This is a genomic window from Nocardioides sp. L-11A, from assembly GCA_029961745.1.
Classification (GTDB): Bacteria; Actinomycetota; Actinomycetes; order Propionibacteriales; family Nocardioidaceae; genus Nocardioides.
The window spans coordinates 5,426,176-5,450,689 of record CP124680.1 but is presented as its reverse complement, the minus strand read 5'-3'; the positions used below and the strand labels follow the sequence as shown (position 1 = coordinate 5,450,689).

Sequence of the window (24,514 nt, the reverse complement as noted above, 5' to 3'; positions counted from 1 at the left end):
CGCGTTTGGGCAGAGACCGCATGCCCCGGCCCCGAAATTGCGCGGATTGGTCCCAAACCGCAACGCTTTTCACGCCGGTTCCGCGCCCCGGACCCCCGGGGATCAGCCCGCGTGATGCCGCACGTGCAGCGCCCGGACCCGCTCGGCGTACTCCTCGACCGGGCCGTCGACCGGCACGCCGGGGGCGACCTCGGTGATCCGCAGCGGGGTGACGGGGGACTCGGCGAGCCCGAGCTCGGCGTACCACCGCACGAGCTGGGGGGTGGAGGTCGCGAAGACGATCCGGCCCAGCCCGGCCCAGGCGTGCGCGGCCGAGCACATCGCGCAGTGCTCCCCGGAGGTGTAGACGGTCAGCGCCGCGCGCTCGGCGACCGGCACGTGAGCAGCCGCCCACAGGGCGATCGCGAGCTCGGGGTGCCGGGTGCCGTCGCCGTCGCTGACGTGGTTGTGGTCCTCCATCAGCACCGTGCCGTCGGCGGCGACCAGCACCGACCCGAACGGCTCGTCGCCGACGGCGACGGCCGCCTCGGCCAGCTCGACGCAGCGCTCCAGGTGGCGCAGGTCCTCGGCGGAGACAGACATGAGGGGGGCCTCCTCAGGCTCGGATGATGCGGCGCTCGATCGCGGCCGCGACGGCGCCGGCCCGGGTGTCGACCCCGAGCTTGGTGTAGATGTGGGAGAGGTGCGACTTCACGGTCGCCTCGGACACGAACAGCTCGCGCGCCATCTCCTTGTTGCCGAGTCCGCGGGAGAGCAGCTCGAGCACCTCGACCTCGCGCTCGGTGATGGTGACCGCGCCGGGCGTCGTCCGCCGGACCAGGGTCGCTGCGACGGACGGGGCGAGGACGGTCTCGCCGCGGGCCGTGGCGCGGATGCCGGCGAACAGCTCGTCGGGCGGCGCGTCCTTGAGCAGGTAGCCACGGGCGCCGGCCTCCAGCGCCCGCAGGATGTCGGACTCGGTGTCGTAGGTCGTGAGCACGAGTACCTCGGGCGGCTCGGGCAGGGCGCGCAGCGCCGCGGTCACCTCGGCGCCGCCGGCCTCGCCGTCGCCCAGGCTCAGGTCCATCAGGACGACGTCGGGCCGGTCCGCGCCGACGACGGCGACCGCACGGTCGAGCCCGTCGGCCTCGCCGACCACGGACAGGTCCTCCTGCCCCTCGACCAGGGCGCGCAGTCCGGCCCGGATCACCGGGTGGTCGTCGACCAGCACGATCCGGATCATCGTGTCTCCTTCCGTTCCGCGGTCTCCCGCACGGGGAAGCGGACCGACACGGTCGTGCCCTCCCCGGGTGCGCTCTCGACGTCGGCGCGTCCGCCGAGCGCCTCCGCCCGGTCGCGGACACCGGCGAGCCCGCGCCCACGGGTGCCGGATGCCCGCACCTGCGTGGGTTCGAAGCCGTGGCCGTCGTCGCGTACGTCGAGCACGACCTCGTCCACGTGATAGGTCAGCGTCAGCGCCACCCGGCCGGCGCCGGCGTGCTCGCGGACGTTGGCCAGCGCGCCGCGGGCGGTGCGGACCAGGGCCGCCCCCACCTCGGCGGGTACGACGACGGGCTCGCCGTCGACGCGGACCTCGATCCGCATGCCGGGCGATGCCTGGGCGAGCTGGTCGGCCGCGCGCCGCAATGCCGCGGGCAGCGCGGTGCCGGTGACGTCGCCGGCGAGGTCGGCGGGGGCCAGGTCGCGCACGACGCGGCGTACCTCGTCGAGCCCGTCGCGGGCGGTGGCTGCCGCGGTTCGGACGTGCTCGCGGGCCGCGGCCGGCTGCGCGGACCACGCCTGCTCGGCGGCCTGGAGCAGCAGGTTGATGCTGGACAGACCCTGCCCGACCGAGTCGTGGATCTCGCGGGAGAGGCGGGTCCGCTCGGCGAGGGCACCGGTGCGGTGCTGCTCCTCGGCGAGCTCGGCCTGGGCCTCGACCAGCTGGTCGAGCAGGTCCTGCCGGGCCCGCGACTCCAGGTCGAGCGCGCGGTAGGCGAGCACGGTGACCAGGCCGACGCCGATCGGCCCGGCCACCTGGACCGGGTCGAAGCCGTCCGTGATCCGTTGCCAGGCCGCGGTCAGCAGCACCGTCATCAGCACCACCGTGCCGACCGCCCAGGGGAAGGGCAGCACCCGCAGCACCGCGAACGCGACCGGCACCGCGCACCACGCGAACGACGGCGCCGCCGTGGTCAGCGCGCCCCACAGCACGACCATCCCGGTCACCCACGCGGTCGGCCACCAGCTGCGGTCGGCCAGTAGGCCGCGGGTCGCGTAGGCGAGGCCGAGCACGAGGGCACCGGCCAGGACGGCGATCCCGGCCGCGTCGAGGGCGTGCCGGTCGACGTACCGCGCGGCGCAGGTCACGAGCAGCACGACCAGGACCACGAGCAGCCACCGGTCGAGGCGGCTCGCGGGCGCGAGGATGCCGTGCTCGCCGGGACGGCGGGCGGGCTGGAGGACGGACATGGCGGGACCAGCGTAGGGAGGAGGGGCCCACCGCGGCATCAACCGATTGGCTATCGGGCGGTAGCCGGCTGCCCGACGTGGGGACCCCGACCGCGGGCGCACAGTGGTGGACATGAAGCGCAACCACCTCATCTCCCGTTCCCTGCTCGTCGCGACCACCGCCACCGCGAGCCTCGCCGGCCTCGCCGGCCTCGCCGGTACGCCGGCCGCCACCGCCGCGGACCGCGACCACGGCCGCGCCGCGACCTATCTGCTCAGCGGTGACCCGGTCGACGCGAACAACCCGGCCGGCTCGAAGTTCGAGGGCATCGGCGCCGACGAGAAGCGCGGCCGCTTCTACGTCAGCGAGGTCACCGGCGGCGAGATCCACCGCGGCAAGGTCGGCGTGTCCCGGGCCCAGGAGTGGCTCGCCGGCAACGGCACCGACGGTCGGTACACCGCCCGCGGCGTGACGGTCGACGACAAGGGCCGGGTCTACATCGCCGGTGGCCCGAACGGCATCGACGACGCCGGGGCCAACGGCATCGGCAACCCCGGCACCGACAACACCTCGCGCCCCGACCTGTGGGTCTACTCCAGGACCGGAAAGCTGCTCGCCGCGCTCCAGGTCCCCGGCAAGCCCGTCTTCCTCAATGATGTCGCGATCGGACCCGACGGCGCGGCGTACTTCACCAACTCCAAGGACGCGGAGATCTACAAGGTCGTCCGGGGCAAGGACGGCTGGAAGGCGACGCTCTGGGCCGACGGCGGCGCCACGATCGCCGTCGCCCCCGGCTTCAACCTCGGCGGCATCGTCGTGACCGCGGACCAGAAGGCACTCGTCGTCGCGCAGGGCAACAACGGCAAGCTGTGGCGCTTCGCGCTGGCGACCGGCAAGGTCCGTCAGGTGCGCACGGGCGGTGCCGACCTGACCGACGCCGACGGCCTCGTCCTGCAGGGCAACCGGCTCACCGTCGTGCGCAACTTCAAGAAGCAGATCGCCACCCTGCGCCTGTCCACCGACGGCCGCAAGGCGAAGCTGATCCGCCAGCGCGCCTCCTCGCCGGACCGCGTGCTGACGACCGCGAAGGAGCTCCGCGGCCAGATCCTGTACGTCGACAGCAAGTTCGACGAGCAGATCGCCGCGGGCCCCTACGAGATCATCGCGGACCCGACCCGATGAGCCGCCGCCTCGGTGTGGGCGCCGTCGTCCTCCCGCTCGCGCTCGTGCTGGGCGCCTGCGGGGGCGGCGGGCCCGCTCCCGCGGACCCCGCGGGCGCGCCGGAGCGCTCCACCGAGGCCGAGCGCTCCTCCGAGGCTGAGCGCTCCTCCGAGGCGGCCGGTACGCCGAGCGCGGCGGAGCCGACGCCCGCCGTCTCGCAGGCCGAGCTCGACCAGCGCCTGCGGGACGCCGCCTGGGCCAACGACGTGAAGGCCGCTCGCCGGCTCGTGAAGCAGGGCGCCGACGTGAACGCCAAGGACGACACCGAGCAGTCGGCGTACCTCGTCGCGACGAGCGAGGGATACCTCGACCTGCTCCGCCTGACGCTCCGCAACGGCGCCCGGGTGGACGCCAAGGACAGCTGGAACGGCACCGGCCTGATCCGCGCCGCCGAGCGCGGGCACGGCCTGGTCGTCGGCGCGCTGCTGCAGGCCGGCGTGGACCGCGACCACGTCAACCGGATCGGCTACCAGGCGATCCACGAGGCCGTCTGGCTCGGCGCGGACACCCGGACCTATGCCACGACGGTCCGCGCGCTCGCCGCCGGCGGCGTCCAGCTCGACCTGGTCTCGCCGTCGGCCGGGCTCACCCCGCTGCAGATGGCCGGCGAACGTGGCTTCGACGGCCTGGAGAGGATCCTGAGGAACGTGACCACCGCCGATCTGCCCGCCGACGCGGACGCCGCCCTGCTCCGCGCGGCCCGCACCGGCGACGCCGACGCCGTCGCCGTGGCGCTGCGCGCGGGTGCGGACCTCGAGGCCCGCGACGGCAACGAGCGCACCGCGCTGCTGCTCGCGGCCACCTACGACCAGGTCGCCGTCGCCGAGCTCCTGGTCGCGATGGGCGCCGATCCGAACGCGCTCGACGACCGCCACGACACCCCCTGGCTGGTGACCGGCGTGACCGGCAGCGTCGCGATGCTGGAGGCGCTGCTCCCCGCCGACCCCGATCTCACCATCGAGAACCGGTACGGCGGCCTCTCGCCCATCCCCGCGGGCGAGCGCGGCCACGTCGACTACATCCGCCGGGTGGTACGGACCGGCGTCGACATCGACCACGTCAACGACCTCGGCTGGACCGCGATGCTGGAGGCGATCATCCTCGGCAACGGCAGCGAGCCCTACCAGGAGATCGTCCGGATCCTGCTCGACGCGGGCGCCGATCCGACCATCGCCGACCGCGAGGGCGTCACGCCGCTGCGGCACGCCGAGCAGCGGGGGTACGACGCCATCGCGGCGCTGCTGCGCCGCTGATCGCGTTTGGGCGGGTGCCCGGTGCGGGCAGGGTGCTCCGCATGTGGCAGCAGTACCGCGCTCCGGACGACGAGCCGCCCCCGGACCCCGGCCTGTCCGCGCCGCGCGCGATCCGCGCCGGCGGGAGCAATCCGGGGACCGGCCCGGTGGTGGGCATCGTCGCCGTGGTCGCGACCGTCGTCATCGGCGCGCTCGTCGCCTCCTCGGTGGGTGCCGCCCAGGAGTCCGACCACGCCGACTGGTACGACTGCATCGCCGAGGAGCGGGCCGACGGGTCCGGCGGCCTGCTCTCCCCGGCGGACCTGTGCGACATCGGGCACGAGCGTCCCCCTGGCTACGTCGACGAGGAGGACGACGAGGAGGTCGCCCCCTTCGGCGCCCCCGGCTTCGGCGGCTACGGTTACTGAGTGCCCTTCTCCTGCACCGGACCCGTCATCGAGTGGCGCGGCCCCGCCCCGTTCGTGTTCCTCGCGGTCCCGGAGGAGGAGAGCGAGGACATCAAGGAGGCGGCGCGGGGCCTGGAGTACTGGGGCCAGGTCGCGGTCGACGTCCGGATCGGCGCCACTGACTTCCGCACCGCGCTGTTCCCGAAGGACGGGCGCTACCTGGTGCCTCTGCGGGTCGCCGTACGACGGGCCGAGGCGATCGAGGTCGGCCAGGAGCTGACCGCCGAGCTCGAGCTGGCCTCGCGGGACGGCGCGACGGCCTGACATGCCGGTCACCTTGGCCCACCCCGCCGCCGTACTGCCGCTGCGCGGTCTGGGCCTCCCGCTGTCGGCGATGGTGATCGGGTCGATGACGCCCGACCTGCCGGTGCTGTGGCGGACCTGGTCGCTCTACGACTTCACCCACAGCGCGCTGGGCATCGTGTCGCTCGACCTCGCGGTCACCGTCGTGCTGCTGGCGTTCTGGGACCGCTGGGGCCGCGATGCGCTGGTCGACACGGCCCCCGCCCTCGCCAGGGATCGGCTGCCGGGGCGAGCCCGGCTCGGCCGTCGCGCCTGGCTCCTCGTTCCGCTGGCCGCGGTCCTCGGCTCCCTGACCCACGTGGCCTGGGACGCCTTCACCCACCAAGGCCGCTGGGGGGTGCGGCACGTGGCCTGGCTCCAGGAGACGCACGGCCCGCTCCCCGGTCAGCAATGGGCTCAGTTCGGCTCCGGGGTGCTCGGCCTGCTCGTGGTCGGCTGGGCACTCATCCGGTACGTCGCCCGCTCGCCCCGCCACGCCCCGCGACCGCGCCGCCTGCCCGCGGCGACCCTGCCGGGGGGTTTCGGCGTCGCCACGACCGTCTCCCTGGCCGCCGGCCTCCTCGGACTGCGTGACGGCTGGCATGCCGCCGCCTTCGACGCGGCAGTCGCCGGCATCCTCGCGCTGGCCGGGCTGGTGCTTCTCGTCGCCCTGACCTGGCAGTTGGCTGGCGAACCTGCTGCGACGACGCCCCCCGGATAGCAGGTCGCGCCGCGCGGGTCTGTCCTCGGATACGGGGACATCGTTTCGCTGCGGGTGGCGAGACCGGATTCCTAGGCTCCGGGCATGAGCAAGGGACAGCAGCGGGCCAGGAGCCGCGCGATCCAGCAGCGGGCCGAGCACAAGGCGCGCCGACGCCGACTCCGCAAGGGCGGCGCCGGCGTCGCGGTGGCCGCCACGGCAGCCATCGCGCTGTCCGGGCTCGCGCCGTCGGCGCAGGCGACGGAGGGCGATCCGCGCCTGGTGAAGGACATCCGGCCGGGTGCGGACAGCGGGGTGGGGAGCTGGCTGTCGACATCCTCGCGGGCGGTGCTGAACGGCGTTCTCTACTTCGTCGGCACCGACGACGCCCACGGTGAGGAGCTCTGGCGCAGCAACGGCACCCCGGAAGGAACCTTCCTGGTCAAGGATCTCCAACCGGGTCCAGATGACTCCTACCTCTCCAGCCTTGCGGTCCTCGGCAACACCCTCTTCATCGGCTCCGAGAATGGCCTGTGGAAGTCCGCCGGTGACGCAGCGAGCACCATGCTCGTCACCTCGAGTGTCGATGTGGGCCAGATGGTGGCGACCGCTGACACTCTCTACTTCGCCGGCTGGGACAACGACCACGGGACAGAGCTGTGGAAGAGCAACGGCACCGCTGTCGGCACCGAACGGGTCAAGGACATCGCTACCGGGACGTACGACTACTACGGCACGACGCTGCCCCGGAGCTCGTCCCCGGTGCAGCTGACGCCTATCGGCAACACCGTCTACTTCTCTGCCGACGACGGCGCCACCGGCCGCGAGCTGTGGAGCACGGCCGGCACCTCGGCGAGCACCACGCGAGTCAAGGACATCAACGTCAGCGGGACGGCCTACCCGGATGAACTGACACCGGTCGGCAGCACCCTGTACTTCACGGCCGACGACGGGATCCACGGGCAAGAGCTGTGGAGCACGGCGGGCACCTCCGCCAGCACCGTGTTGGTCAAGGACATCAACCCGGGGACCTACACCTACGACGGAGAGACTTACCCGGCGAGCTCGTACATCCAGGGGATGGCCGCGATCGGTGAGACCCTCTACTTCGGCGCCAACGACGGCGGTTCAGGTGCTCTGTGGCGTTCGAACGGCACGGCCAGCAGTACCGTGAGGATCACCGATGCGGCCCGTCCCCGCGACATGATCGCGGCAGGCGACATGCTGTACTTCCGCGGCCGGCACTGGGATGACGAGACCAGCGGTGACGAGCTGTGGCGGAGCAATGGGACCGCCGCCGGCACCTCACTGGTCAAGGATCTCTACCCCGGCACCGATCCGAGCTACTCGTACCCGTACCCGAACAGCTCAGCTCCGCAGAACTTCGCGGTAGCGGGGACGACCCTCTACTTCGATGCGTTCGACGGCGTCCACGGTCGTGAGTTGTGGGCGATGGACCTTGCTGCGCCGGGCACGCCACCAGTGCCGTTGGCACCGGTCGGTCCGTCCGCCGCGTGTGTGGCGGCCACGCAGTCCGCGACGAGCGCTACGGGTGCGCTCGCGAAGGCGAAGGCGGCGTTGAAGAAGGCGAAGAAGGCCCACAACGCGGCGAAGGTCACGAAGGCCAAGAAGAAGGTGAAGAAGGCCAAGAAGAAGGTCGCGAGCACCGCGGCGACCAAGTCGGCGGCCTGTGGCTGAGCCTGCTGACGCGGGGACGGCGGTCGGCTGGACGCACAGCGACTCGCTGCCCGCCGTTCTCGCTGCGGCCGGCTGCTCGTTGCTGGTCTCGACCTACCAGGCCGGACAGCTGGTGGGTATCGGTGTCGCGAACGACAAGATGACCTTCTCCTTCCGCCACTTCCAGCGGGCGATGGGCGTCGCCGTCGATCCCCCCGAAGCATCGGCGGCGAGCGGCCCGGGCGACGCGCGGGACTCGGGCATCTCGGTCGGCTCACGTGACCAGGTCTGGAAGTTGCGGCCGGCTCGTGACCTGGCGTCCCGGATCCCGCCGGCCGGTACCTACGACGCCGGCTACCTGCCGCGCTCCTCGACCTTCACCGGCAACATCCAGAGCCACGAGATCGCCTGGGGTACCGACGAGGCCGGCGTGGCTGAGCTGTGGGTGGTCAACACCGCGTTCTCCTGCCTGGTGGGCCTCCACCCGGACGTCAACTTCGTCCCGCGGTGGCGTCCCCCGTTCATCACCGAGCTGACGGCCGAGGACCGCTGCCATCTCAACGGACTAGCGATGAGAGGCGGCCGACCCGGGTTCGTGACGATGATGGCACCGACCGACCGGCCGCGGGGCTGGCGGGAGCTGCCGAAGAACAGCGGCGTCGTGCTCGACGTACCGACCGGCGAGGTCGTCACGGCCGGCCTGACCATGCCGCACTCGCCGCGATGGCATGAGGGCTCTCTGTACGTACTGAACTCCGGCCTCGGCCATCTGCAGCGCGTCGACCTCGACACCGGTCGCCGCGATGTGGTCGCCGCGATGCCCGGGTACACCCGCGGTCTGGCGATCCACGACGGCTTGGCGTTCGTCGGGCTCTCCAGGATCCGGGAGACGGCGGTGTTCGGGGAGGTCCCCCTCGCGGAGTTCCACGACCAGCTCAAGTGCGGTATCGGCGTGGTCGACCTGAGCACCGGGACGACGGTGGCGACCTTGGAGTTCACCTCGGCGGTCGAGGAGATCTTCGACGTCCAGGTCCTCCCGGGGGTCCGGAGCCCCGCGTTGAGCGGTCCCGGCAGCGAGGAGATCTGGGTCGCGAGCGCGCCCCAGCGCCCGCCGGCCTGAGCGTGCCACGGAAGTCGTCACCCGACGGAAGGCGATCAGCTCACGTGCGTCGGTGGAAGCGGATGTCGCCGTTGGGGAGGCGGTCGTGGGTGTAGGTGTGGTCGTGGATGCGGTGGTGATGGTGGTTGCACAGGCTGATCGCGTTGGTGAGGTCGGTGGTGCCGCCGTGGGACCAGGGGGTGTGGTGGTGGGCCTCGGTCCAGGTGGCGGGGATGGTGCAGCCTTCGGCGCGGCAGTGTCGGTCGCGCAGGCGGAGGGCGCGGCGTTGGGCGCGGGTGAAGAGTCGGGTGCGGCGGCCGAGGTCGAGGACCTCGCTGGTGGTGCCGAGCACGGCGGGGATGATGGTGGCCTGGCAGGCGAGCCGGCGGGCCTCGGTAGCGGAGATCGTCTCTTCGCCGTCGCCGGCGATGACGCCCGCGGTGGCGAGGTCGCTCAACAACTGCGCCAGGGACAGCGTGACGATGACGGTGGTCGCGTCGCCGCCGTGCTCGGGCAGCTGGTCGGGGTCGAGGGCTTCGAGGAGGGCGGCGAGGGCGTGGGCGTAGGCCCGGTGTTGCGGCACCCGCTCCCCGGGTGGATGCCCCGCCGGATGGCCCGTATCGCCGGGTCCGTGGCTGGCGCTGTGGGGGTTTCGGGGGTTGGTGTAGGCGTGGAGGTAGTGCCGTAGTCGTTGCGCGACGGGGGTGGGCAGGACTCCCGAGATCCGGGTCCGGCCGTCGCCGAGGTCGCGGAACCGTAGGGACGCCTTCTCCCGGGCGCGGCGTTCTTCGTCCTCGAGCCGCCTGCCGTCCTCGTCCTCGGCGATGTCGGGCGCGACGACCTCCAGGATCCGGCGGCCGAGCCGTTTGAGGTCGCGGGGCGGGTGGTGGGCGGCGTACCCCACCAGCGTCTCCTCCGCCGACGCTGCGACCGCGGGGCCGAGGTCGGTCGGCAGCTCGTCGACGGCAGCGGTGATGACCCGGGCTTGGGCCGCGGACACGGTCCCGGCACGCATCCCGGCCGCGACGACCGGGCGTTCCTCCAATGCCTTCGCGAGGTGGAGCTCGGCACGTGCGGTGCCCGGGTCGGTCCGGGTGGCGTGGGCCAGCCAGGCCGCCACGTCCCGGGCGCCGTGCTCGACGGCGACATCATCAGCCGATGCGAGGACCCGGGCTTTGAGCTCGGCGAGCTGGGCCTCGGCGCGGGTCAGCTCGACCAGCGCGGACTCCTTCTCCGCGACGCTCATGAACACCGGCTGCACATCCACCACCCGCGCCAGCACGCTCCGGACCTCGGCAGCGCACCCCACGATCGGGTGCGGTGGCGCGAGAACGGCGGTGGACATCGAACAAGGCCTTCCGGTGGGCGCGACAACAAGGTCTCGCCTCCCAGGAGGAGCCTCGGTGGGCTCAGCGGTCGTGACGCACCTGGTGGGTGCGCGCCCTGTCCTGCAACGCTAGGCCTCAGGTCCCCGGGACCACTCGGAGCATCCCGCCGTACGGCCTGAGACCCACCCTACCACATGATTCGAACTTATGTTCGATGTCGTCGCTGTACGGACCTCTCCAGCACCGGCCCGGCGGCCGGGTCAGCGGCCCGGCCGCTCCCGGAGCACGACCGGCGAGCCGACGTACGACGCGAGAGCGGTGCGCACGGCGTCGGAGACCGGCCAGGCCGCGCCGGCGGCGGTGTCCCAGAACACCGTGGAGGTCTCGGCCACGACGGCCGGCGCGTGGTCGGGCGCGACCCTCAGCTCGAGGGAGACGGAGAAGGAGGACCGCCCGATGTGGCTGACCCAGATCCGCACCAGGAACGGTTGGAAGGCGACGAAGCGCATCTCGGCGTGGTAGTCGACCCGCTGCGCGCCGACCAACTCGGCGACGCCGGACGGGAGATCGCGCAGCAGGCCGCGGCCCGCGTCGTCCGTGGTCAGCCGCGCGTGTCGGAAGAACAGCAGTCGCGCCTCGTCGAGCACGCGCAGCGCCTCGACGTTGTCGACGTGGCCGCCGAGGTTGATGTCGCGCATCCGCGCTTGGATCTCGCACTCGAAGACCTCGCCCACGGGAGGCATCCTCGCAGCCGCGGCCGGACCCGATGCCGGAGCCTGGCAAATGCACGTCAAGCCGCGTCAAGAACGCGTCAACACGGCGGATTCCCGCCGTCGGCGGCACTTTGCTGGAGTCATGAACATGGAAGCCGGCCTCCTGATCGCAGGGGTGATCGCCGTCGCGGTCTACCTGCTCGTGGCCTTGATCCTCCCGGAGCGTTTCTAGTGTCCGACACCGCCGGCGGTCTGTTGTCGATCGCCGCCCTCATCGTCCTGCTCGCGCTCGTGTACGCGCCCCTCGGCGACTACATGGCACGGGTCTTCACCAGCAGCCGGCACCTGCGCGTCGAGCGCGGCGTCTACCGCCTGACGGGGGTGAACCCCGACGCCGAGCAGAGCCCCAAGGCGTACGCCCTCAGCGTCGTCGGGTTCTCGCTGGTCAGCATCGTGCTGCTGATGGGCATCCTGACGGCCCAGTCCCTGCTGCCGATGAGCCGGGACCTCGGGGGCATGCCGTTCTGGATGTCCTTCAACACCGCGATCTCGTTCGTCACCAACACCAACTGGCAGTCGTACGCCGGTGAGTCGACTCTCGGCTTCACGGCCCAGATGGCCGGGCTGGCGGTGCAGAACTTCCTCTCCGCGGCGGTCGGCATCGCCGTGGCCGTCGCTCTCATCCGCGGGTTCGCGCGGGTGCGCAGCGGGGCGCTCGGGAACTTCTGGGTCGACCTGACCCGCGGCACCCTGCGGATCCTGCTGCCGATCGCCTTCGTGGGTGCGGTCCTCCTGCTCCTCGGTGGCGTCGTCCAGAACTTCCACGACACCACGATGACCACGCTGTCGGGCCAGAGTCAGGTGCTCCCGGGCGGACCCGTCGCCAGCCAGGAGGTCATCAAGAACCTCGGCAACAACGGCGGCGGCTTCTTCAACGCGAACGCCGCGCACCCGTTCGAGAACCCCACCGGCTTCACGAACCTCCTCGAGATCTTCCTGATCCTGGTGCTGCCCGTCTCGTTGACCCGCACCCTCGGGACCATGGTCGGCAACCGCCGGCAGGGGCTGGCCGTCCTGGGCGCGATGGGCGCGTTGATGACCGTCGCCGTGACGCTGACGACCTGGGCCGAGGTCAGCGCCCAGTCGCCGACCGCACAGGCGGCCGGCGCCGCGATGGAGGGCAAGGAGACCCGGTTCGGCGAGTGGGCGTCGGCCCTGTTCGCGGTCGCGACGACCGGTACGTCGACCGGTGCCGTCAACACCGCCCACGACTCGATGACGCCCGTCGGCGGCGGCACGGTGCTGCTGAACATGATGCTCGGCGAGATCGCCCCGGGCGGTGTCGGCGCCGGGATCTACGGGATCCTGATCATGGCGATCCTCGCCGTATTCATCTGCGGCCTGATGGTCGGCCGGACACCCGAGCTGCTCGGCAAGAAGATCAGCGCCCGGCAGATGACCTATGTCGCCCTCTACACGCTGACCACGCCGGCCCTGGTGCTGATCGGCACCGGAGTCGCGATCGCGCGGGGCTCGACGGCCGATGCGATGGGCAATCCGGGAGGCCACGGCTTCAGCGAGGTGCTCTACGCCTACACCTCGGCGGCCAACAACAACGGCAGTGCCTTCGGCGGGATCACGGTCACCTCGGACTTCTTCCAGATCACACTGGGGCTCGCGATGCTGCTCGGCCGGCTGATCCCGATCGTGTTCGTCCTGCTCCTGGCCGGCTCGCTGGCCGAGCAGGGCAGGGTCCCGGTCACCGCCGGGACCCTGCCCACCCATCAACCGCTCTTCGTCGGGATGCTGGTCGGCGTCATCGTGATCATGACCGGCCTCACCTACTTCCCGGCGCTCGCCCTCGGACCGATCGCAGAGGCCCTCGCATGACAACCGACCAGACGACCACCCCTGTCGACGGACCCGAGCTGGCCGGGTACCCCACCCCCGACCCGGTACGCCGGCCCGCGTCCGGTCTGAGCCTGCGGGTCCTGCTCGGCCAGGCGCTGCAGCAGCTCCCCGAGGCGCTGCGCAAGCTCGACCCGCGGCACCTGTGGCGCTCACCGGTGATGTTCCTGGTCTGGCTCGGCTCGGTCGGCACCACCGTCGCCGCGCTGGCCGACCCGAACCTGTTCGCGGTCGCGATCGCCGTCTGGCTGTGGCTGACCGTGCTCTTCGGCAACCTCGCCGAGGCCGTGGCCGAGGGCCGCGGCAAGGCCCAGGCGGCGTCGCTGCGGGCCACCCGCTCCGGCACCGTCGCCCGCCTGCTGGACGCCTCCGGTGCCGAGACCCAGGTGCCGGGTACCCGGCTCCAGGTCGGTGACCGGGTCGTCGTGGAGGCCGGCGAGGTGATCCCGGGCGACGGTGACATCGTCGAGGGCATCGCGTCGGTGGACGAGTCGGCGATCACGGGCGAGTCGGCGCCGGTCGTCCGTGAGGCGGGCGGCGACCGCAGCGCCGTCACCGGGGGCACCCGGGTGCTCTCGGACCGCATCGTCGTGCGGATCACGGCCGCGGCCGGCGAGACCTTCCTGGACAAGATGATCGCCCTGGTCGAGGGCACCTCGCGCCGCAGGACGCCCAACGAGATCGCGCTCTCGATCCTGCTCGCCAGCTTGAGCCTGGTCTTCCTCGCAGCCGTCGCGACCCTCGCCCCGATGGCCGCGTACGCCGGCGCGCCGCAGGATCTCGTGGTGCTCGTCGCGTTGCTGGTCTGCCTGATCCCGACCACCATCGGCGCACTCCTCTCGGCGATCGGCATCGCCGGCATGGACCGCCTGGTCCGGGTGAACGTCCTCGCCATGTCCGGGCGCGCGGTGGAGGCCGCGGGCGATGTCAGCACGCTGTTGCTCGACAAGACCGGCACGATCACCTACGGCAACCGCCAGGCGGCCCGGTTCGTTCCCGCCCCCGGGGTGAGCGAGGAGCGGCTGCGCGATGTCGCGCGGCTATCGAGCCTCGCGGACCAGACGCCGGAAGGTCGCTCCATCGTCGAGCTCGCCCTCACGCAGGGCGCCGATGACAGCGACCTTCCGGGTGGGGCGACGTTCGTGGAGTTCACGGCGCAGACCCGGATGTCCGGCGTCGACCTCGCCGACGGGACGCAGGTCCGCAAGGGCGCCGGCTCCGCCGTCGCCGCCTGGCTGGGCACGAACCCCTCGGCCGACATGACCTACGTCGTCGACGAGATCGCCCGCTCCGGCGGCACGCCGCTCGTCATCGGCTGCATCGACGCCGGCGCGACGCAAGGCCACGTGCTCGGTGTCGTCCACCTCAAGGACGTGGTCAAGCAGGGCATGACCGAGCGGTTCGCCGAGCTGCGGGCGATGGGCATCCGGACGGTGATGATCACCGGCGACAACGCCCTGACCGCCCGGGCCATCGCCGAGGAGGCCGGCGTGGACGACTTCCTCGCCGAGGCCACGCCCGAGGACAAGATGGCCTACATCCGCAAGGAGCAGGAGGGCGGCCGGCTGGTCGCGATGACGGGCGACGGCACCAATGACGCGCCCGCCCTGGCCGCCGCCGATGTCGGCGTCGCGATGAACAGCGGCACGGCCGCCGCGAAGGAGGCCGGCAACATGGTCGACCTCGACTCGGACCCCACCAAGCTCATCGACGTCGTCGAGATCGGCAAGCAGCTCCTCATCACCCGCGGTGCGCTGACGACCTTCTCGATCGCCAACGACGTGGCGAAGTACTTCGCGATCATCCCGGCGATGTTCGTCGCGGCGTACCCGTCCCTCGACCGGCTCAATGTGATGGGCCTGGCCACGCCCGAGTCGGCGATCCTGTCGGCGGTCATCTTCAACGCGCTCGTCATCGTGGCGCTGATCCCGCTCGCGCTGCGGGGCGTCCGGTTCCGCGCCGCGTCGGCCACCTCGATCCTGCGGCGCAACATCTACGTCTTCGGCCTCGGCGGCATCGTCGTGCCGTTCCTCGGCATCAAGCTCATCGACCTGCTCGTCTCCGCCATCCCCGGCCTGGGCCGCTAGAAGGGGCCTCGATCACCATGTTCTCCTCCACCCTGTCCGACCTCGCCCGCCAGTCGCTGGCGGCCGTGCGTCTTCTCGTCGTGTTCACCGTGATCCTGGGCATCGGCTATCCCGTGGCCGTGTGGGCGGTCGGCCGGACCCTCGGCGACCGCGCCGACGGCCAGCCCGTCCGGGTCGACGGACAGGTCGTCGGCTCCGCGCTGCTCGGGCAGAGCTTCACCGGCGCGCAGTGGTTCCACCCGCGACCCTCCGCCAACGACTACGACCCGCTCGCGTCGGCGCCGAGCAACCTCGGGCCGTCGAGCCGCGACCTGGCCGCGGTGATCGCGGAGCGTCGTACGGCGGTCGCGGCGTCCGAGGGCGTCGCCGAGTCCGCCGTCCCGGCCGATGCCCTCACCGCCTCCGGCTCCGGACTCGACCCGCACATCTCGCCCGCCTACGCCGAGCTCCAGGCGGCGCGGGTGGCCGCGGCGAACGGGCTGGCCCTCACCCAGGTGCGGCGCCTCATCGACGAGCACACCCGGGGCCGGTTCCTCGGGGTCCACGGCGAGCCCGGCGTCAACGTCCTCACCCTCAACGTGGCGATCCGCGAGGCGCGGGCGTGAGGGGATGCCCGATCCCTCGCCGCGACGGGTAGAGACTGGGACCATGGAGACGGCCGACACCCGCGGGCGGCTGCGGGTCTATCTCGGTGCCGCGCCGGGGGTCGGGAAGACCTACGCGATGCTCGACGAGGGTCACCGGCGGCGCGACCGCGGCACCGACGTCGTGGTCGGGTACGTCGAGACCCACGGCCGCCGGCGGACGATCGGCTCCCTCGGCGACCTGGAGGTCGTGCCCCGGGCCCGCATCGCGTACCGCGGCACGGTCCAGGAGGAGATGGACCTCGACGCCATCCTCCGACGCCGTCCGAGCGTCGTGCTCGTCGACGAGCTGGCGCACACCAATGTGCCGGGAGGCCGGCACGAGAAGCGGTGGCAGGACGTCGAGGCGCTGCGCGACGCCGGGATCGAGGTGATCACGACCGTCAACATCCAGCACCTCGAGTCGCTCAACGACGTCACCGAGTCGATCACCGGCGTACGCCAGCGCGAGACGGTCCCCGACGCCGTGGTGCGCTCCGCCGACCAGATCGAGCTGGTGGACATGAGTCCGCAGTCGCTGCGGCGGCGGATGGCGCACGGCAACATCTACGCACCCGAGAAGGTCGATGCCGCCCTCGCGAACTACTTCCGCGAGGGCAATCTCACCGCCCTGCGGGAGGTGGCCCTGCTCTGGCTGGCCGACCGGGTCGACGAGGGCCTGGAGCGCTACCGGGAGCAGCACGACATCAAGGGCACCTGGGCGACGCGCGAGCGCGTGGTCGCCGCCGTCACCGGCGGCCCGGAGTCGGCGACCCTGATGCGGCGGGCGGCGCGGATCGCCTCGCGTCGGTCCGGGGGCGAGTGGCAGGCGCTCTACGTCACCCGGCACGACGGGCTCAGTGGCGTCGCCCCCGACCGGCTGGCCGCACTGCGCGCCAAGGCCGAGGATCTCGGCGGCACCTTCCACACCATCGTCGGCGACGACGCCGCCGAGGCGATCCTCGAGTTCGCCCGGGCCGAGAACGCCAACCAGGTCATCATCGGCGCCAGCCGCCGCGGCCGGTTCTCGACCGTGGCCCGGCCCGGGATCGGGGAACGGGTGATCGCCGCGTCCGGCGACATCGACATCCACATCGTGACCCACGACTACGCCCGCCGGCGGAGGCTCGCCCCCCGGCAGCCCGACGGCGTGCTCGGCGTACGCCGCCGGATCGCGGGGTACCTCTTCGCCCTCGTCGTGCCCTTGGCCGTCAGCGGCGTCCTCAAGCTCACCGACCGGTTCCACGGACTGCCCTCGGAGGCGATGGCGCTGATGGCGGTGGTGGTCGCCACCGCTCTGGTCGGCGGCCTGGTCCCGGCGGTCATCGCCGCGTTGAGCAGCGGACTGCTCCTCAACCTGCTGTTCACCCCGCCGCTCTACGAGCTGACCATCGCCGAACCGGGCAACGCCCTCGCCATCGTCCTGTTCGTGATCGTCGGCATCGCGGTCGCCACGGTGGTCGACCACTCCGCGCGTCGCGCCGCGGAGGCGCGGAAGGCGCGCGCCGAGGCAGACGCCCTCACCGTCCTGGCGCACAGCCTGCTGAACTCCAGCGACGACCTGGCCGGCCTGCTGGGCTCGGCGTGCGAGGTGTTCAGCGCGACCGGCGGCGCCGTGCTGCGGCGCGTCGAGCGCGGCGGCCACGAGGTGGTGTCCTGTGTGGGGGAGGCGCCGACGGACATCCGGGCCACCGACATCTCGACAGCGATCGACGACGACACGGTCCTGGTCCTGCGCGGGGGCAACCACAGCGCCTCCGAGCGGGCCCTGCTCAACGCGTACGCCGCCTACGCGAAGGTGATGGCCGAGCGGCGCCGGGCCGGCCGGGCCGAGGTCGAGCGGCTGCGCCTGGCCGAGGTGGACCGGACCCGGACCGCGCTGCTGGCGGCCGTCTCGCACGACCTGCGCTCCCCGCTCGCCGCCGTCAAGGCGTCGGTGTCGAGCTTGCGCAGCGAGGCCGTCACCTTCTCCGAGGAGGACGAGGCCGCGCTGCTGGAGACCATCGAGACCGCCGCCGACCGGCTCGACGCGCTGGTGACCAATCTGCTCGACATGAGCCGGATCCACACCGGCGCGGTCCACGCCCAGCTCGCCGAGGTCGGCCTCAGCCGGGCGGTGACCCACGCGATCGCGCCGCTGGCCGGCAACGAGCGGATCACGGTCGACGTGCCGCGGGATCTCACCGTCCTCGCCGACGCCGGCCTGCTCGACCGGGTGGTGGCCAATATCGCCGAGAACGCGCTGAAGTACACCCCGCTCGGCGCGGACATCCGCATCGACGGCACCGCCATCGACGGCACCGCCATGGACGGCACCGCCGACGGCAGCGCGGACGCGCGGGCGATCCTGCGGATCAGCGACAACGGCCCCGGTGTCCCCGACCACCACCGCGACCGGCTCTTCGCGCCCTTCCAGCGGCTCGGCGACGTGCCTCGCAAGGACGGTGTCGGCCTCGGTCTGGCCGTGGCCCGCGGCCTCACCGAGGCGATGGGCGGCACCATCGCGACCGAGGACACCCCGGCGGGCGGGTTGACCTTCGTGCTGGAATTCCCCCGCCCCACCGCACCCGAGGAGACCCCGTCCGGGGAGGAGCGCCGATGACCTTCGTCCTCGCCGTCGACGACGACCCGGCGATCCTGCGCACCCTCTCCATCAACCTGCGGGCCCGCGAGTACGACGTCGAGACGGCCGCCGACGGCCGCTCGGCGCTGCAGATCGTCGACGAGCGGATGCCCGACGTCATCCTGCTCGACCTGGGGCTGCCCGACATCGATGGCATCAGCGTGCTCAAGCGACTCCGGGCGTTCACCCAGGTCCCGGTCATCGTGGTGTCGGCGCGCAGCGAGCCCGACGACAAGGTCGAGGCGCTCGACCTCGGCGCCGATGACTTCATCACCAAGCCGTTCTCGATCGAGGAGCTGCTGGCCCGGGTCCGGGTCACGACCCGCCGGGCGAGCGTCGCCGAGCCGGCCCTCGTGGTGACCGCCGGTGACATCCGGCTGGACGTCACCGAGTCCCGGGCGGAGCGGTCCGGCGAGGAGGTCCACCTGACGCCCATCGAATGGCGGATCGTCGAGACGCTGGCGCGCCGACGCGGACGCCTGGTGCGGCAGTCCGAGCTGCTGCACGCCGTGTGGGGGCCGGGCTACGAGCGTCAGACCAACTACCTGCGGGTCCATCTCGCCAGCATCCGGCGCAAGCTCGAGGACAACCCGTCGGCACCGCGGATCTTCGTGACCGAGCCCGGCATCGGCTACCGCCTGCTGCCCGAGGAGTCCTGACCGGCCGGGTGCCGGGCTGTTCGCCGGGGACGCGCCAAGACCGCGCCAAGACCGCGTCAAGACACGGCAAGCCTCCGTCAAGCCCGCGCCCGGTGCGCCCGGACGCGCCTAGCGTCGCCGACATGAGGTGGTGGCTGCCGGTGGAGCTGGACGATCCGGGCGCCCGCTGGGCGTTCGCGACGCTGGTGCTCGTCGCGGCACTGCTCGTCCTCGGCGTCGTGGGCACGGGGTCCGGCGCGACGACGCTGGTCCTGCTGTTCCTCGTCGTCGTCCTCGCCGGCGGGCTCCCCGTGGCCTGGCGGCTCGCCACTGGCGCGGTGGCCTGGGCCCTGGTGACCGGGTTCGCCTCCAACGACGCCGGGGTGCTCACCTTCGCCGGGCCCGACCTCGGCCGGCTGCTGCTCCTCGCCGGCGCGGCAGTGCTGACCGGCGGCGCCCGGGACGACGGAGGCGCCGACCCGCGGCACGGCGTACGGTCGGGGTCATGGCACGCAGCTATGAGCAGATCAGCGCGGAGCAGTTCGCGACGGCCGAGGGGGTCGGCGACTGGCGGGTCCTGGGCTGGCACGCCTTCGCCGTCTTCCGCACCGGCACCTTCGCGACCGGGCTCGCCCTGGTCAACGCGATCGGCGACCTCGCCGAGGCCGCCGACCACCACCCGGACCTGAAGCTCGGCTACCCGGCCCTGGCGGTGCGGCTCGCGACCCACGACACGGAGTCCCTCACCACCGCGGACCTCGACCTCGCGCAGCGGATCTCCGCCGCCGCCCGCGACCTCGGCGTGGCCGGCGACCCGGAGGCTGTCGTCGCCTGGGAGTAAGGGCGAAGGTGCGGGGCCGGCCGGTCGGGGGGTAACGTCCGCTCCCTGCCTTCACGGCGGGTCCCCCTCTGGAGCGGCCCATGAACCTCCTTCACCTGTACGTCGACACTGCGGTGCCGAGCCGCCCGACCGTCCGCATCCTGGTCGACGGTGCGGAGACCCTGGCTGCGTTCGGCGACGCGACCAACACCGTCGAGGACATCCTCCTCAGCGGTGCCCTGCTGCCGCAGGATCCGCCTCGTCGGATCGCGTTCTACGGCTGCGGGTGCGGTGAGCTCGGCTGTGCCAACGTCGCTGGGCTGGTCCGGCGGCGAGGCGGCGTGATCGAGTGGGCCGACTTCCGCACCGTGACAGGGGCGTACCGCGGCGCGCTCCCGATCGAGGACGTGCCCGATCCGGCCGATGACCCCGAGACGCCGAGTCGGGCGCTGGACCTGCCGACCCTCACCTTCGAGGCGACTGCGTATCTGTCCGTGGTGCGGGCGGCGACCGGTGTCGCGCGCCTGCCCGGGGCACGACCGGGCGGCCTGGGGTGACGAACCTCAGGCCCCGACGTACGCCGCGAGGTGCTCGCCGGTCAGCGTCGACCGCTTCGCGACCAGTTCGGCGGGGGTGCCCTCGAAGACGACCGTGCCGCCGTCGTGGCCGGCGCCGGGGCCGAGGTCGATGATCCAGTCGGCGTGGGCCATCACGGCCTGGTGGTGCTCGATGACGATGACCGACTTGCCGGCCTCGACCAGCCGGTCGAGCAGCCGGAGCAGGTTGTCGACGTCGGCGAGGTGGAGGCCGGTGGTCGGCTCGTCGAGGACGTAGACGCCGCCCTTCTCCTTCAGGTGTAGCGCGAGCTTGACCCGCTGCCGCTCGCCCCCGGAGAGCGTGTTGAGCGGCTGGCCGAGGGTGAGATAGCCGAGGCCGACGTCCTCGAGCCGGCTCAGGATGTCGGCCGCCGCGGGCACCTTCGTCTCCGGCGCGGAGAAGAGCTCGAGCGCCTTCTCGACAGGCAGGGCGAGCACCTCGGCGATGTTGAGCCCGCCCAGCCGGTAGTCGAGCACCGCGGCCTGGAACCGCTTGCCGCCGCAGTCCTCGCACGGCGTGGAGACCGTGTCCATGAAGCCGAGCTCGGTGACGATGACGCCCGAGCCCTTGCAGGTCGGGCACGCGCCCTCCGAGTTGGCGCTGAACAGGGCCGGTTTCACGTCGTTGGCCTTGGCGAAGGCCTTGCGGATCGGCTCGAGCAGCCCGGTGTACGTCGCCGGGTTGGACCGCCGCGAGCCCTTGATGGCCGCCTGATCGATCGCCACGACTCCCTCGCGGCCGACCACCGAGCCGTGGATGAGCGAGCTCTTGCCGGACCCGGCGACGCCGGTCACGACGGTGAGCACGCCCAGCGGGATGTCGACGTCGACGTTCCGCAGGTTGTGGGAGTCGGCCCCGCGCACCTCCAGCACGCCGCCGCGCTCTCGCACCGCGTCCTTGAGCGACGCTCGGTAGGCCAGGTGCTCGCCGGTGCGGGTGCCGGACGTCCGCAGGCCGTCGACGGTGCCCTCGAAGACCACCTCGCCGCCGCCGCTGCCGGCGCCCGGCCCCATGTCGACCACGTGGTCGGCGATCGCGATGGTCTCCGGCTTGTGCTCGACGACGAGCACGGTGTTGCCCTTGTCGCGCAGCTCCAGCAGGAGCTTGTTCATCCGCTCGATGTCGTGCGGGTGGAGGCCGATGGTCGGCTCGTCGAAGACGTAGGTGACATCGGTCAGCGCCGAGCCGAGGTGGCGCACCATCTTGGTGCGCTGGGCCTCGCCGCCCGAGAGCGTGCCGGAGGGCCGGTCCAGGGAGAGGTAGCCGAGACCGATCTCGATGAAGGCGTCGAGCAGGTGGAGGAGCGTGCCGATGAGGGGTGCCACGCCCGGGTCGTCGATGGTGCGCAGCCACTCGGCGAGGTCGGTGACCTGCAGTGCGGTCACCTCGGCGATGTTGCGACCCTTGATCGTGACCGACCGCGCGGACTCGTTGAGCCGGGTGCCGCCACACGACGGGCAGGTGCCGAAGACCGCGGCCCGTTCGACGAACGCCCGGATGTGGGGCTGCAGCGAGTCGACGTCCTTGGCGAACATCGCCTTGCGGATCTTCGGGATCAGCCCCTCGTAGGTGATGTTGATCTTCTCGACCTTCACCTTGCGCGGCTCGGCGTACAGCAGGTCCTCGCGCTGCGCCTTGGTCAGCTTCCGGATCGGCACGTCCGGCGGCACGACCTCCTTGTAGGGCGCCACCATCCAGCCGTCAGCGGTGTAGCCGGGCACCAGGATCGCGCCCTCGATCAGCGACTTGCTCTCGTCGACGATCGCGCTCATGTCGAGGTCGGAGACGGTGCCGCGACCCTCGCAGTGGGGGCACATGCCACCGAGGTAGACCTGCTGCTTGATGACGTTCTTCTTGCCCGACTCGGTCACCGAGGCGCCGCCGACGGTCGTGGTCGGGATGTTGAAGGAGAACGCGGTGGGCCCGCCGATGGACGGCTCGCCGATCCGGGAGAACAGCGAGCGCAGCATCGCGTGGGCGTCGGTCACCGTGCCCAGCGTCGAGCGGGGGTTCGCCCCCATCCGCTCCTGGTCGACGATGATCGCCGTCGTGAGGCCCTCGAGCACGTCGACCTCGGGCCGGGGCAGGTTCGGCATGAATCCCTGCACGAAGGTCGAGTAGGTCTCGTCGATCAGCCGTCGGGACTCGGCGGCGATGGTGCCGAACACCAGGGAGCTCTTCCCGGACCCGGACACACCGGTGAACACACTGAGACGGCGCTTGGGGATGTCGACGTCGACGCCCCGGAGGTTGTTGACGTGGGCGCCCTGCACCCGGATGTTGTCGTGGCTGTCGGCGGGGTGGCTGTCGCTGGTGCGAGGGGCGGCAGGCTGAGGCATGCGGCCCATCATGACGGATCGGACCGACAGCCCGGAGGGTCAGCGGGGGATCTGGTGCTCCAGCTGCGGCGCGGTGGTGCGCAGCTGCCCGCGCTGCCACAGGCGGTGGATCACCAGGGCGGCCACGACCGAGCCGAGGACGCCGAGGCCGAGGTCGCCCAGGGTGTCCTCGTAGGCGAAGGCGCGCTCCGAGTGCCCGCTGATGAAGGCGAAGTACTCCGCGATCTCCCACAGGATCGCCGCCGTCGCGCCGACCGCCAGGGCACGCTCGACCACGCGGAGCCGGGTGGCGCTGTGGTGCAGGGTCAGCAGGATGACGGCACCGGCGATCAGTCCGGTGTTGGCGAAGTGCATCAGGTCGTCGAACCAGGTGATGGTGTCGTAGAGATCCATCCGGTTGCCGAGGATGTCGGTGAAGCAGGTCAGCGTGACCATCAGGTCGGGCAGCCAGGGGAAGGACGCCCGCTCCTTCCACACCAGCAGCCACACGACCGGGATGGTGAAGGACGCCAGCGGGTAGCCGATGGCCCGGGCCTCGGCCGCCTTGTCGCGCAGCCCGCCGCTGTCGGGGTCGAGCACCGCGAGCAGGAGGAGCAGCACCAGCAGGCCCTTGGCGCAGATGTCGGCCGAGCGCACGACGATCGGGGTCGGGTAGCGGACCACCACGGCCGCGTCGGTCATCGGGGCTCCTTCGTCAGCGAGCCGCGATTCTCGCATGACCTCGCCGGTTCGCCCGCGTTGAAGGGGATGCCCGCCGTCGTACGGCGCCGGGTGATGCGCGAGGATCGTCAGTCCTGGAGGGGGATTCGGGACTTTCATGGGGGGATGCTGTGGGCGAGGCCACGCCGACGACGTACGAGCAGTTCGGGGTCAGCTGGATCCACCGGGTGCTGCACAAGGAACGGATCCTGCGCACCGTCGACGAGGTCCTCGGTGACCAGATCGCCCTGGGGCCGATCGGAGCGGGTCCGGGCCGGGCGTTCGCCAGCGTCAGCTTCGTCGGGACCTACCGGCCGACCACGGGTGAGCTGGTGCCGGGTGAGCTGCTGACCTATGCCGTCGACCTGCCGATCAGTGTGGTCTTCGATCTCGACCTGCCGCTGGACCGGCTCACCTTCAACGCGGAGGTCGTCGTGCCCCTGGTGCTCGTGGTCCACACCGAGGCGCCCCTCCGGCTGCGGCTCGAGCTGAAGACCCCCGCCGAGGACCAGATCGGTCTCGAGCTCAAGACCGATACCCGACGCGGCGCGATGCTGCGCCGGATCGCCGGGCTGGACGCCGAGCTGCGCCGGTTCCTGCTCAAGGTGCTGGACACCGAGCTGGCCAAGGCCTATGTGCGCAAGGCGACCTATCTCGACATGGAGGAGCTGATCGACGGGGCCTGGCCGGCCTTCACCGCGCAGTTCCTGCCGCGGGGACCCGAGGACCGGCGGGGCTGACCGAGCCCCGGTGCGCCGGCTGCCGGGTCGTACGCCGCGCCATCCTGGCCGGGCCGGCGACGGCGTCGTGCAGCGCGCCGAGGGCCATCGCGACCAGCGGGATCCACACGGGGATCAGCATGAAGGCGAAGATCGGCACCAGCGTCATCACGTCGCGCATCTCGGGCTCCGTATCGGTTCGGGGTTCTTCGACCCCACCGAGTGTGGTGCGCCGGTGCCCGTCCCCGCTCGTGCGCGGCGACAGACTCGTCCGCCCGATTTGTGCTCCGGCAACAGGCGGCCGGGGTGAC

The 24,514-nt window shown here is 72.0% G+C and carries 24 protein-coding genes; 16 read left to right on the top strand and 8 right to left on the bottom strand.

Annotated elements, in window-relative coordinates; all coding sequences use genetic code 11:
• Positions 1–102: 102 nt before the first annotated feature.
• From QJ852_26070 to QJ852_26060, 3 genes are read right to left on the bottom strand one after another with little or no spacing between them, the layout of a single operon-like run.
• Positions 103–582: a nucleoside deaminase gene (locus tag QJ852_26070; protein WGX96600.1), complete on the bottom strand. Its 480-nt coding sequence runs from the start codon at positions 580–582 to the stop codon at positions 103–105.
• Between the two features lie 13 nt (positions 583–595).
• Positions 596–1,222, bottom strand: coding sequence for a response regulator transcription factor (locus QJ852_26065; protein ID WGX96599.1), 627 nt, complete (start codon positions 1,220–1,222; stop codon positions 596–598).
• Entirely contained in the window at positions 1,219–2,451 is a 1,233-nt protein-coding gene (locus QJ852_26060) for a sensor histidine kinase (GenBank protein WGX96598.1), read from the bottom strand. The genes QJ852_26065 and QJ852_26060 overlap by 4 nt, the downstream gene beginning before the upstream one ends.
• 112 nt (positions 2,452–2,563) lie before the next feature.
• On the opposite strand from QJ852_26060, the gene QJ852_26055 reads away from it, so the two are divergent.
• The 7 genes from QJ852_26055 to QJ852_26025 all read left to right on the top strand — a co-directional run bounded on the left by QJ852_26055 (position 2,564) and on the right by QJ852_26025 (position 9,130).
• On the top strand, positions 2,564–3,613 hold the full coding sequence (locus QJ852_26055) for a gluconolaconase (protein WGX96597.1): 1,050 nt from the start codon (positions 2,564–2,566) through the stop codon (positions 3,611–3,613).
• The gene (locus tag QJ852_26050; GenBank protein ID WGX96596.1) at positions 3,610–4,905 is read left to right on the top strand and encodes an ankyrin repeat domain-containing protein; all 1,296 of its coding nucleotides are present in this window, start codon (positions 3,610–3,612) and stop codon (positions 4,903–4,905) included. The genes QJ852_26055 and QJ852_26050 overlap by 4 nt, the downstream gene beginning before the upstream one ends.
• Positions 4,906–4,946: 41 nt before the next feature.
• Complete coding sequence (locus tag QJ852_26045; protein WGX96595.1) at positions 4,947–5,312, top strand: hypothetical protein; 366 nt, start codon at positions 4,947–4,949, stop codon at positions 5,310–5,312.
• The gene (locus QJ852_26040; GenBank protein ID WGX96594.1) at positions 5,313–5,615 is read left to right on the top strand and encodes a DUF1905 domain-containing protein; all 303 of its coding nucleotides are present in this window, start codon (positions 5,313–5,315) and stop codon (positions 5,613–5,615) included.
• Between the two features lies 1 nt (position 5,616).
• A complete protein-coding gene (locus QJ852_26035; GenBank protein ID WGX96593.1) occupies positions 5,617–6,354 on the top strand; it encodes a DUF4184 family protein in 738 nt (245 codons plus the stop codon).
• A gap of 84 nt (positions 6,355–6,438) precedes the next feature.
• Positions 6,439–8,031, top strand: coding sequence for a hypothetical protein (locus QJ852_26030; protein ID WGX96592.1), 1,593 nt, complete (start codon positions 6,439–6,441; stop codon positions 8,029–8,031).
• Positions 8,024–9,130 (top strand): TIGR03032 family protein, encoded by a 1,107-nt coding sequence (locus QJ852_26025; protein WGX96591.1) that lies wholly within the window; start codon positions 8,024–8,026, stop codon positions 9,128–9,130. Before QJ852_26030 ends, QJ852_26025 begins: the two co-directional genes overlap by 8 nt.
• Positions 9,131–9,170: 40 nt before the next feature.
• Here QJ852_26025 and QJ852_26020 read toward each other — a convergent pair whose 3' ends face one another.
• Positions 9,171–10,454 carry a DUF222 domain-containing protein gene (locus QJ852_26020; GenBank protein WGX96590.1) on the bottom strand — a complete coding sequence of 428 codons (1,284 nt, stop codon included), beginning with the start codon at positions 10,452–10,454 and terminating at the stop codon, positions 9,171–9,173.
• 243 nt (positions 10,455–10,697) lie between these two features.
• Positions 10,698–11,171: a thioesterase family protein gene (locus QJ852_26015; GenBank protein ID WGX96589.1), complete on the bottom strand. Its 474-nt coding sequence runs from the start codon at positions 11,169–11,171 to the stop codon at positions 10,698–10,700.
• A gap of 121 nt (positions 11,172–11,292) precedes the next feature.
• On the opposite strand from QJ852_26015, the gene QJ852_26010 reads away from it, so the two are divergent.
• From QJ852_26010 to QJ852_25975, 8 genes are all read left to right on the top strand, one after another.
• Positions 11,293–11,382 carry a potassium-transporting ATPase subunit F gene (locus QJ852_26010; protein WGX96588.1) on the top strand — a complete coding sequence of 30 codons (90 nt, stop codon included), beginning with the start codon at positions 11,293–11,295 and terminating at the stop codon, positions 11,380–11,382.
• Positions 11,382–13,040 (top strand): potassium-transporting ATPase subunit KdpA, encoded by a 1,659-nt coding sequence (kdpA, locus tag QJ852_26005; protein ID WGX96587.1) that lies wholly within the window; start codon positions 11,382–11,384, stop codon positions 13,038–13,040. The genes QJ852_26010 and kdpA overlap by 1 nt, the downstream gene beginning before the upstream one ends.
• Positions 13,037–15,145: a potassium-transporting ATPase subunit KdpB gene (gene kdpB / locus QJ852_26000; protein ID WGX96586.1), complete on the top strand. Its 2,109-nt coding sequence runs from the start codon at positions 13,037–13,039 to the stop codon at positions 15,143–15,145. The genes kdpA and kdpB overlap by 4 nt, the downstream gene beginning before the upstream one ends.
• Before the next feature lie 17 nt (positions 15,146–15,162).
• Entirely contained in the window at positions 15,163–15,750 is a 588-nt protein-coding gene (gene kdpC, locus QJ852_25995; protein WGX96585.1) for a potassium-transporting ATPase subunit KdpC, read from the top strand.
• Between the two features lie 43 nt (positions 15,751–15,793).
• Complete coding sequence (locus QJ852_25990) at positions 15,794–18,370, top strand: DUF4118 domain-containing protein (protein WGX96584.1); 2,577 nt, start codon at positions 15,794–15,796, stop codon at positions 18,368–18,370.
• Positions 18,367–19,050 (top strand): response regulator transcription factor, encoded by a 684-nt coding sequence (locus tag QJ852_25985; protein WGX96583.1) that lies wholly within the window; start codon positions 18,367–18,369, stop codon positions 19,048–19,050. Before QJ852_25990 ends, QJ852_25985 begins: the two co-directional genes overlap by 4 nt.
• Positions 19,051–19,534: 484 nt before the next feature.
• Positions 19,535–19,870 (top strand): 4a-hydroxytetrahydrobiopterin dehydratase, encoded by a 336-nt coding sequence (locus QJ852_25980; protein ID WGX96582.1) that lies wholly within the window; start codon positions 19,535–19,537, stop codon positions 19,868–19,870.
• A gap of 80 nt (positions 19,871–19,950) precedes the next feature.
• Positions 19,951–20,406, top strand: a complete 456-nt coding sequence (locus QJ852_25975) for a hypothetical protein (GenBank protein WGX96581.1) — start codon at positions 19,951–19,953, stop codon at positions 20,404–20,406.
• 6 nt (positions 20,407–20,412) lie between these two features.
• Here the strand turns inward: QJ852_25975 and QJ852_25970 are convergent, their stop codons facing one another.
• Positions 20,413–22,785, bottom strand: a complete 2,373-nt coding sequence (locus QJ852_25970) for an excinuclease ABC subunit UvrA (protein ID WGX96580.1) — start codon at positions 22,783–22,785, stop codon at positions 20,413–20,415.
• A 39-nt stretch (positions 22,786–22,824) separates the two neighbouring features.
• A complete protein-coding gene (locus QJ852_25965; protein ID WGX96579.1) occupies positions 22,825–23,466 on the bottom strand; it encodes a hypothetical protein in 642 nt (213 codons plus the stop codon).
• A gap of 149 nt (positions 23,467–23,615) precedes the next feature.
• Between QJ852_25965 and QJ852_25960 the strand changes: the two genes are divergently transcribed.
• Positions 23,616–24,224: a hypothetical protein gene (locus QJ852_25960; GenBank protein WGX96578.1), complete on the top strand. Its 609-nt coding sequence runs from the start codon at positions 23,616–23,618 to the stop codon at positions 24,222–24,224.
• On the opposite strand, the gene QJ852_25955 is transcribed toward QJ852_25960, so the two are convergent.
• Positions 24,178–24,384, bottom strand: a complete 207-nt coding sequence (locus QJ852_25955; GenBank protein ID WGX96577.1) for a hypothetical protein — start codon at positions 24,382–24,384, stop codon at positions 24,178–24,180. The two genes, QJ852_25960 and QJ852_25955, sit on opposite strands and share 47 nt — an antisense overlap.
• Between the last annotated feature and the right edge of the window lie 130 nt (positions 24,385–24,514).

Excerpts from the sequence above, each read along its gene's own strand:
- QJ852_26070 (WGX96600.1), bottom strand. The coding sequence starts at position 582 with ATGTCTGTCTCCGCCGAGGACCTGCGCCACCTGGAGCGCTGCGTCGAG.
- QJ852_26065 (WGX96599.1), bottom strand. The coding sequence starts at position 1,222 with ATGATCCGGATCGTGCTGGTCGACGACCACCCGGTGATCCGGGCCGGA.
- QJ852_26060 (WGX96598.1), bottom strand. The coding sequence starts at position 2,451 with ATGTCCGTCCTCCAGCCCGCCCGCCGTCCCGGCGAGCACGGCATCCTC.
- QJ852_26055 (WGX96597.1), top strand. The coding sequence starts at position 2,564 with ATGAAGCGCAACCACCTCATCTCCCGTTCCCTGCTCGTCGCGACCACC.
- QJ852_26050 (WGX96596.1), top strand. The coding sequence starts at position 3,610 with ATGAGCCGCCGCCTCGGTGTGGGCGCCGTCGTCCTCCCGCTCGCGCTC.
- QJ852_26045 (WGX96595.1), top strand. The coding sequence starts at position 4,947 with ATGTGGCAGCAGTACCGCGCTCCGGACGACGAGCCGCCCCCGGACCCC.
- QJ852_26035 (WGX96593.1), top strand. The coding sequence starts at position 5,617 with ATGCCGGTCACCTTGGCCCACCCCGCCGCCGTACTGCCGCTGCGCGGT.
- QJ852_26030 (WGX96592.1), top strand. The coding sequence starts at position 6,439 with ATGAGCAAGGGACAGCAGCGGGCCAGGAGCCGCGCGATCCAGCAGCGG.
- QJ852_26020 (WGX96590.1), bottom strand. The coding sequence starts at position 10,454 with ATGTCCACCGCCGTTCTCGCGCCACCGCACCCGATCGTGGGGTGCGCT.
- QJ852_26010 (WGX96588.1), top strand. The coding sequence starts at position 11,293 with ATGAACATGGAAGCCGGCCTCCTGATCGCAGGGGTGATCGCCGTCGCG.
- kdpB (WGX96586.1), top strand. The coding sequence starts at position 13,037 with ATGACAACCGACCAGACGACCACCCCTGTCGACGGACCCGAGCTGGCC.
- kdpC (WGX96585.1), top strand. The coding sequence starts at position 15,163 with ATGTTCTCCTCCACCCTGTCCGACCTCGCCCGCCAGTCGCTGGCGGCC.
- QJ852_25990 (WGX96584.1), top strand. The coding sequence starts at position 15,794 with ATGGAGACGGCCGACACCCGCGGGCGGCTGCGGGTCTATCTCGGTGCC.
- QJ852_25985 (WGX96583.1), top strand. The coding sequence starts at position 18,367 with ATGACCTTCGTCCTCGCCGTCGACGACGACCCGGCGATCCTGCGCACC.
- QJ852_25980 (WGX96582.1), top strand. The coding sequence starts at position 19,535 with ATGGCACGCAGCTATGAGCAGATCAGCGCGGAGCAGTTCGCGACGGCC.
- QJ852_25975 (WGX96581.1), top strand. The coding sequence starts at position 19,951 with ATGAACCTCCTTCACCTGTACGTCGACACTGCGGTGCCGAGCCGCCCG.
- QJ852_25970 (WGX96580.1), bottom strand. The coding sequence starts at position 22,785 with ATGCCTCAGCCTGCCGCCCCTCGCACCAGCGACAGCCACCCCGCCGAC.
- QJ852_25965 (WGX96579.1), bottom strand. The coding sequence starts at position 23,466 with ATGACCGACGCGGCCGTGGTGGTCCGCTACCCGACCCCGATCGTCGTG.
- QJ852_25955 (WGX96577.1), bottom strand. The coding sequence starts at position 24,384 with ATGCGCGACGTGATGACGCTGGTGCCGATCTTCGCCTTCATGCTGATC.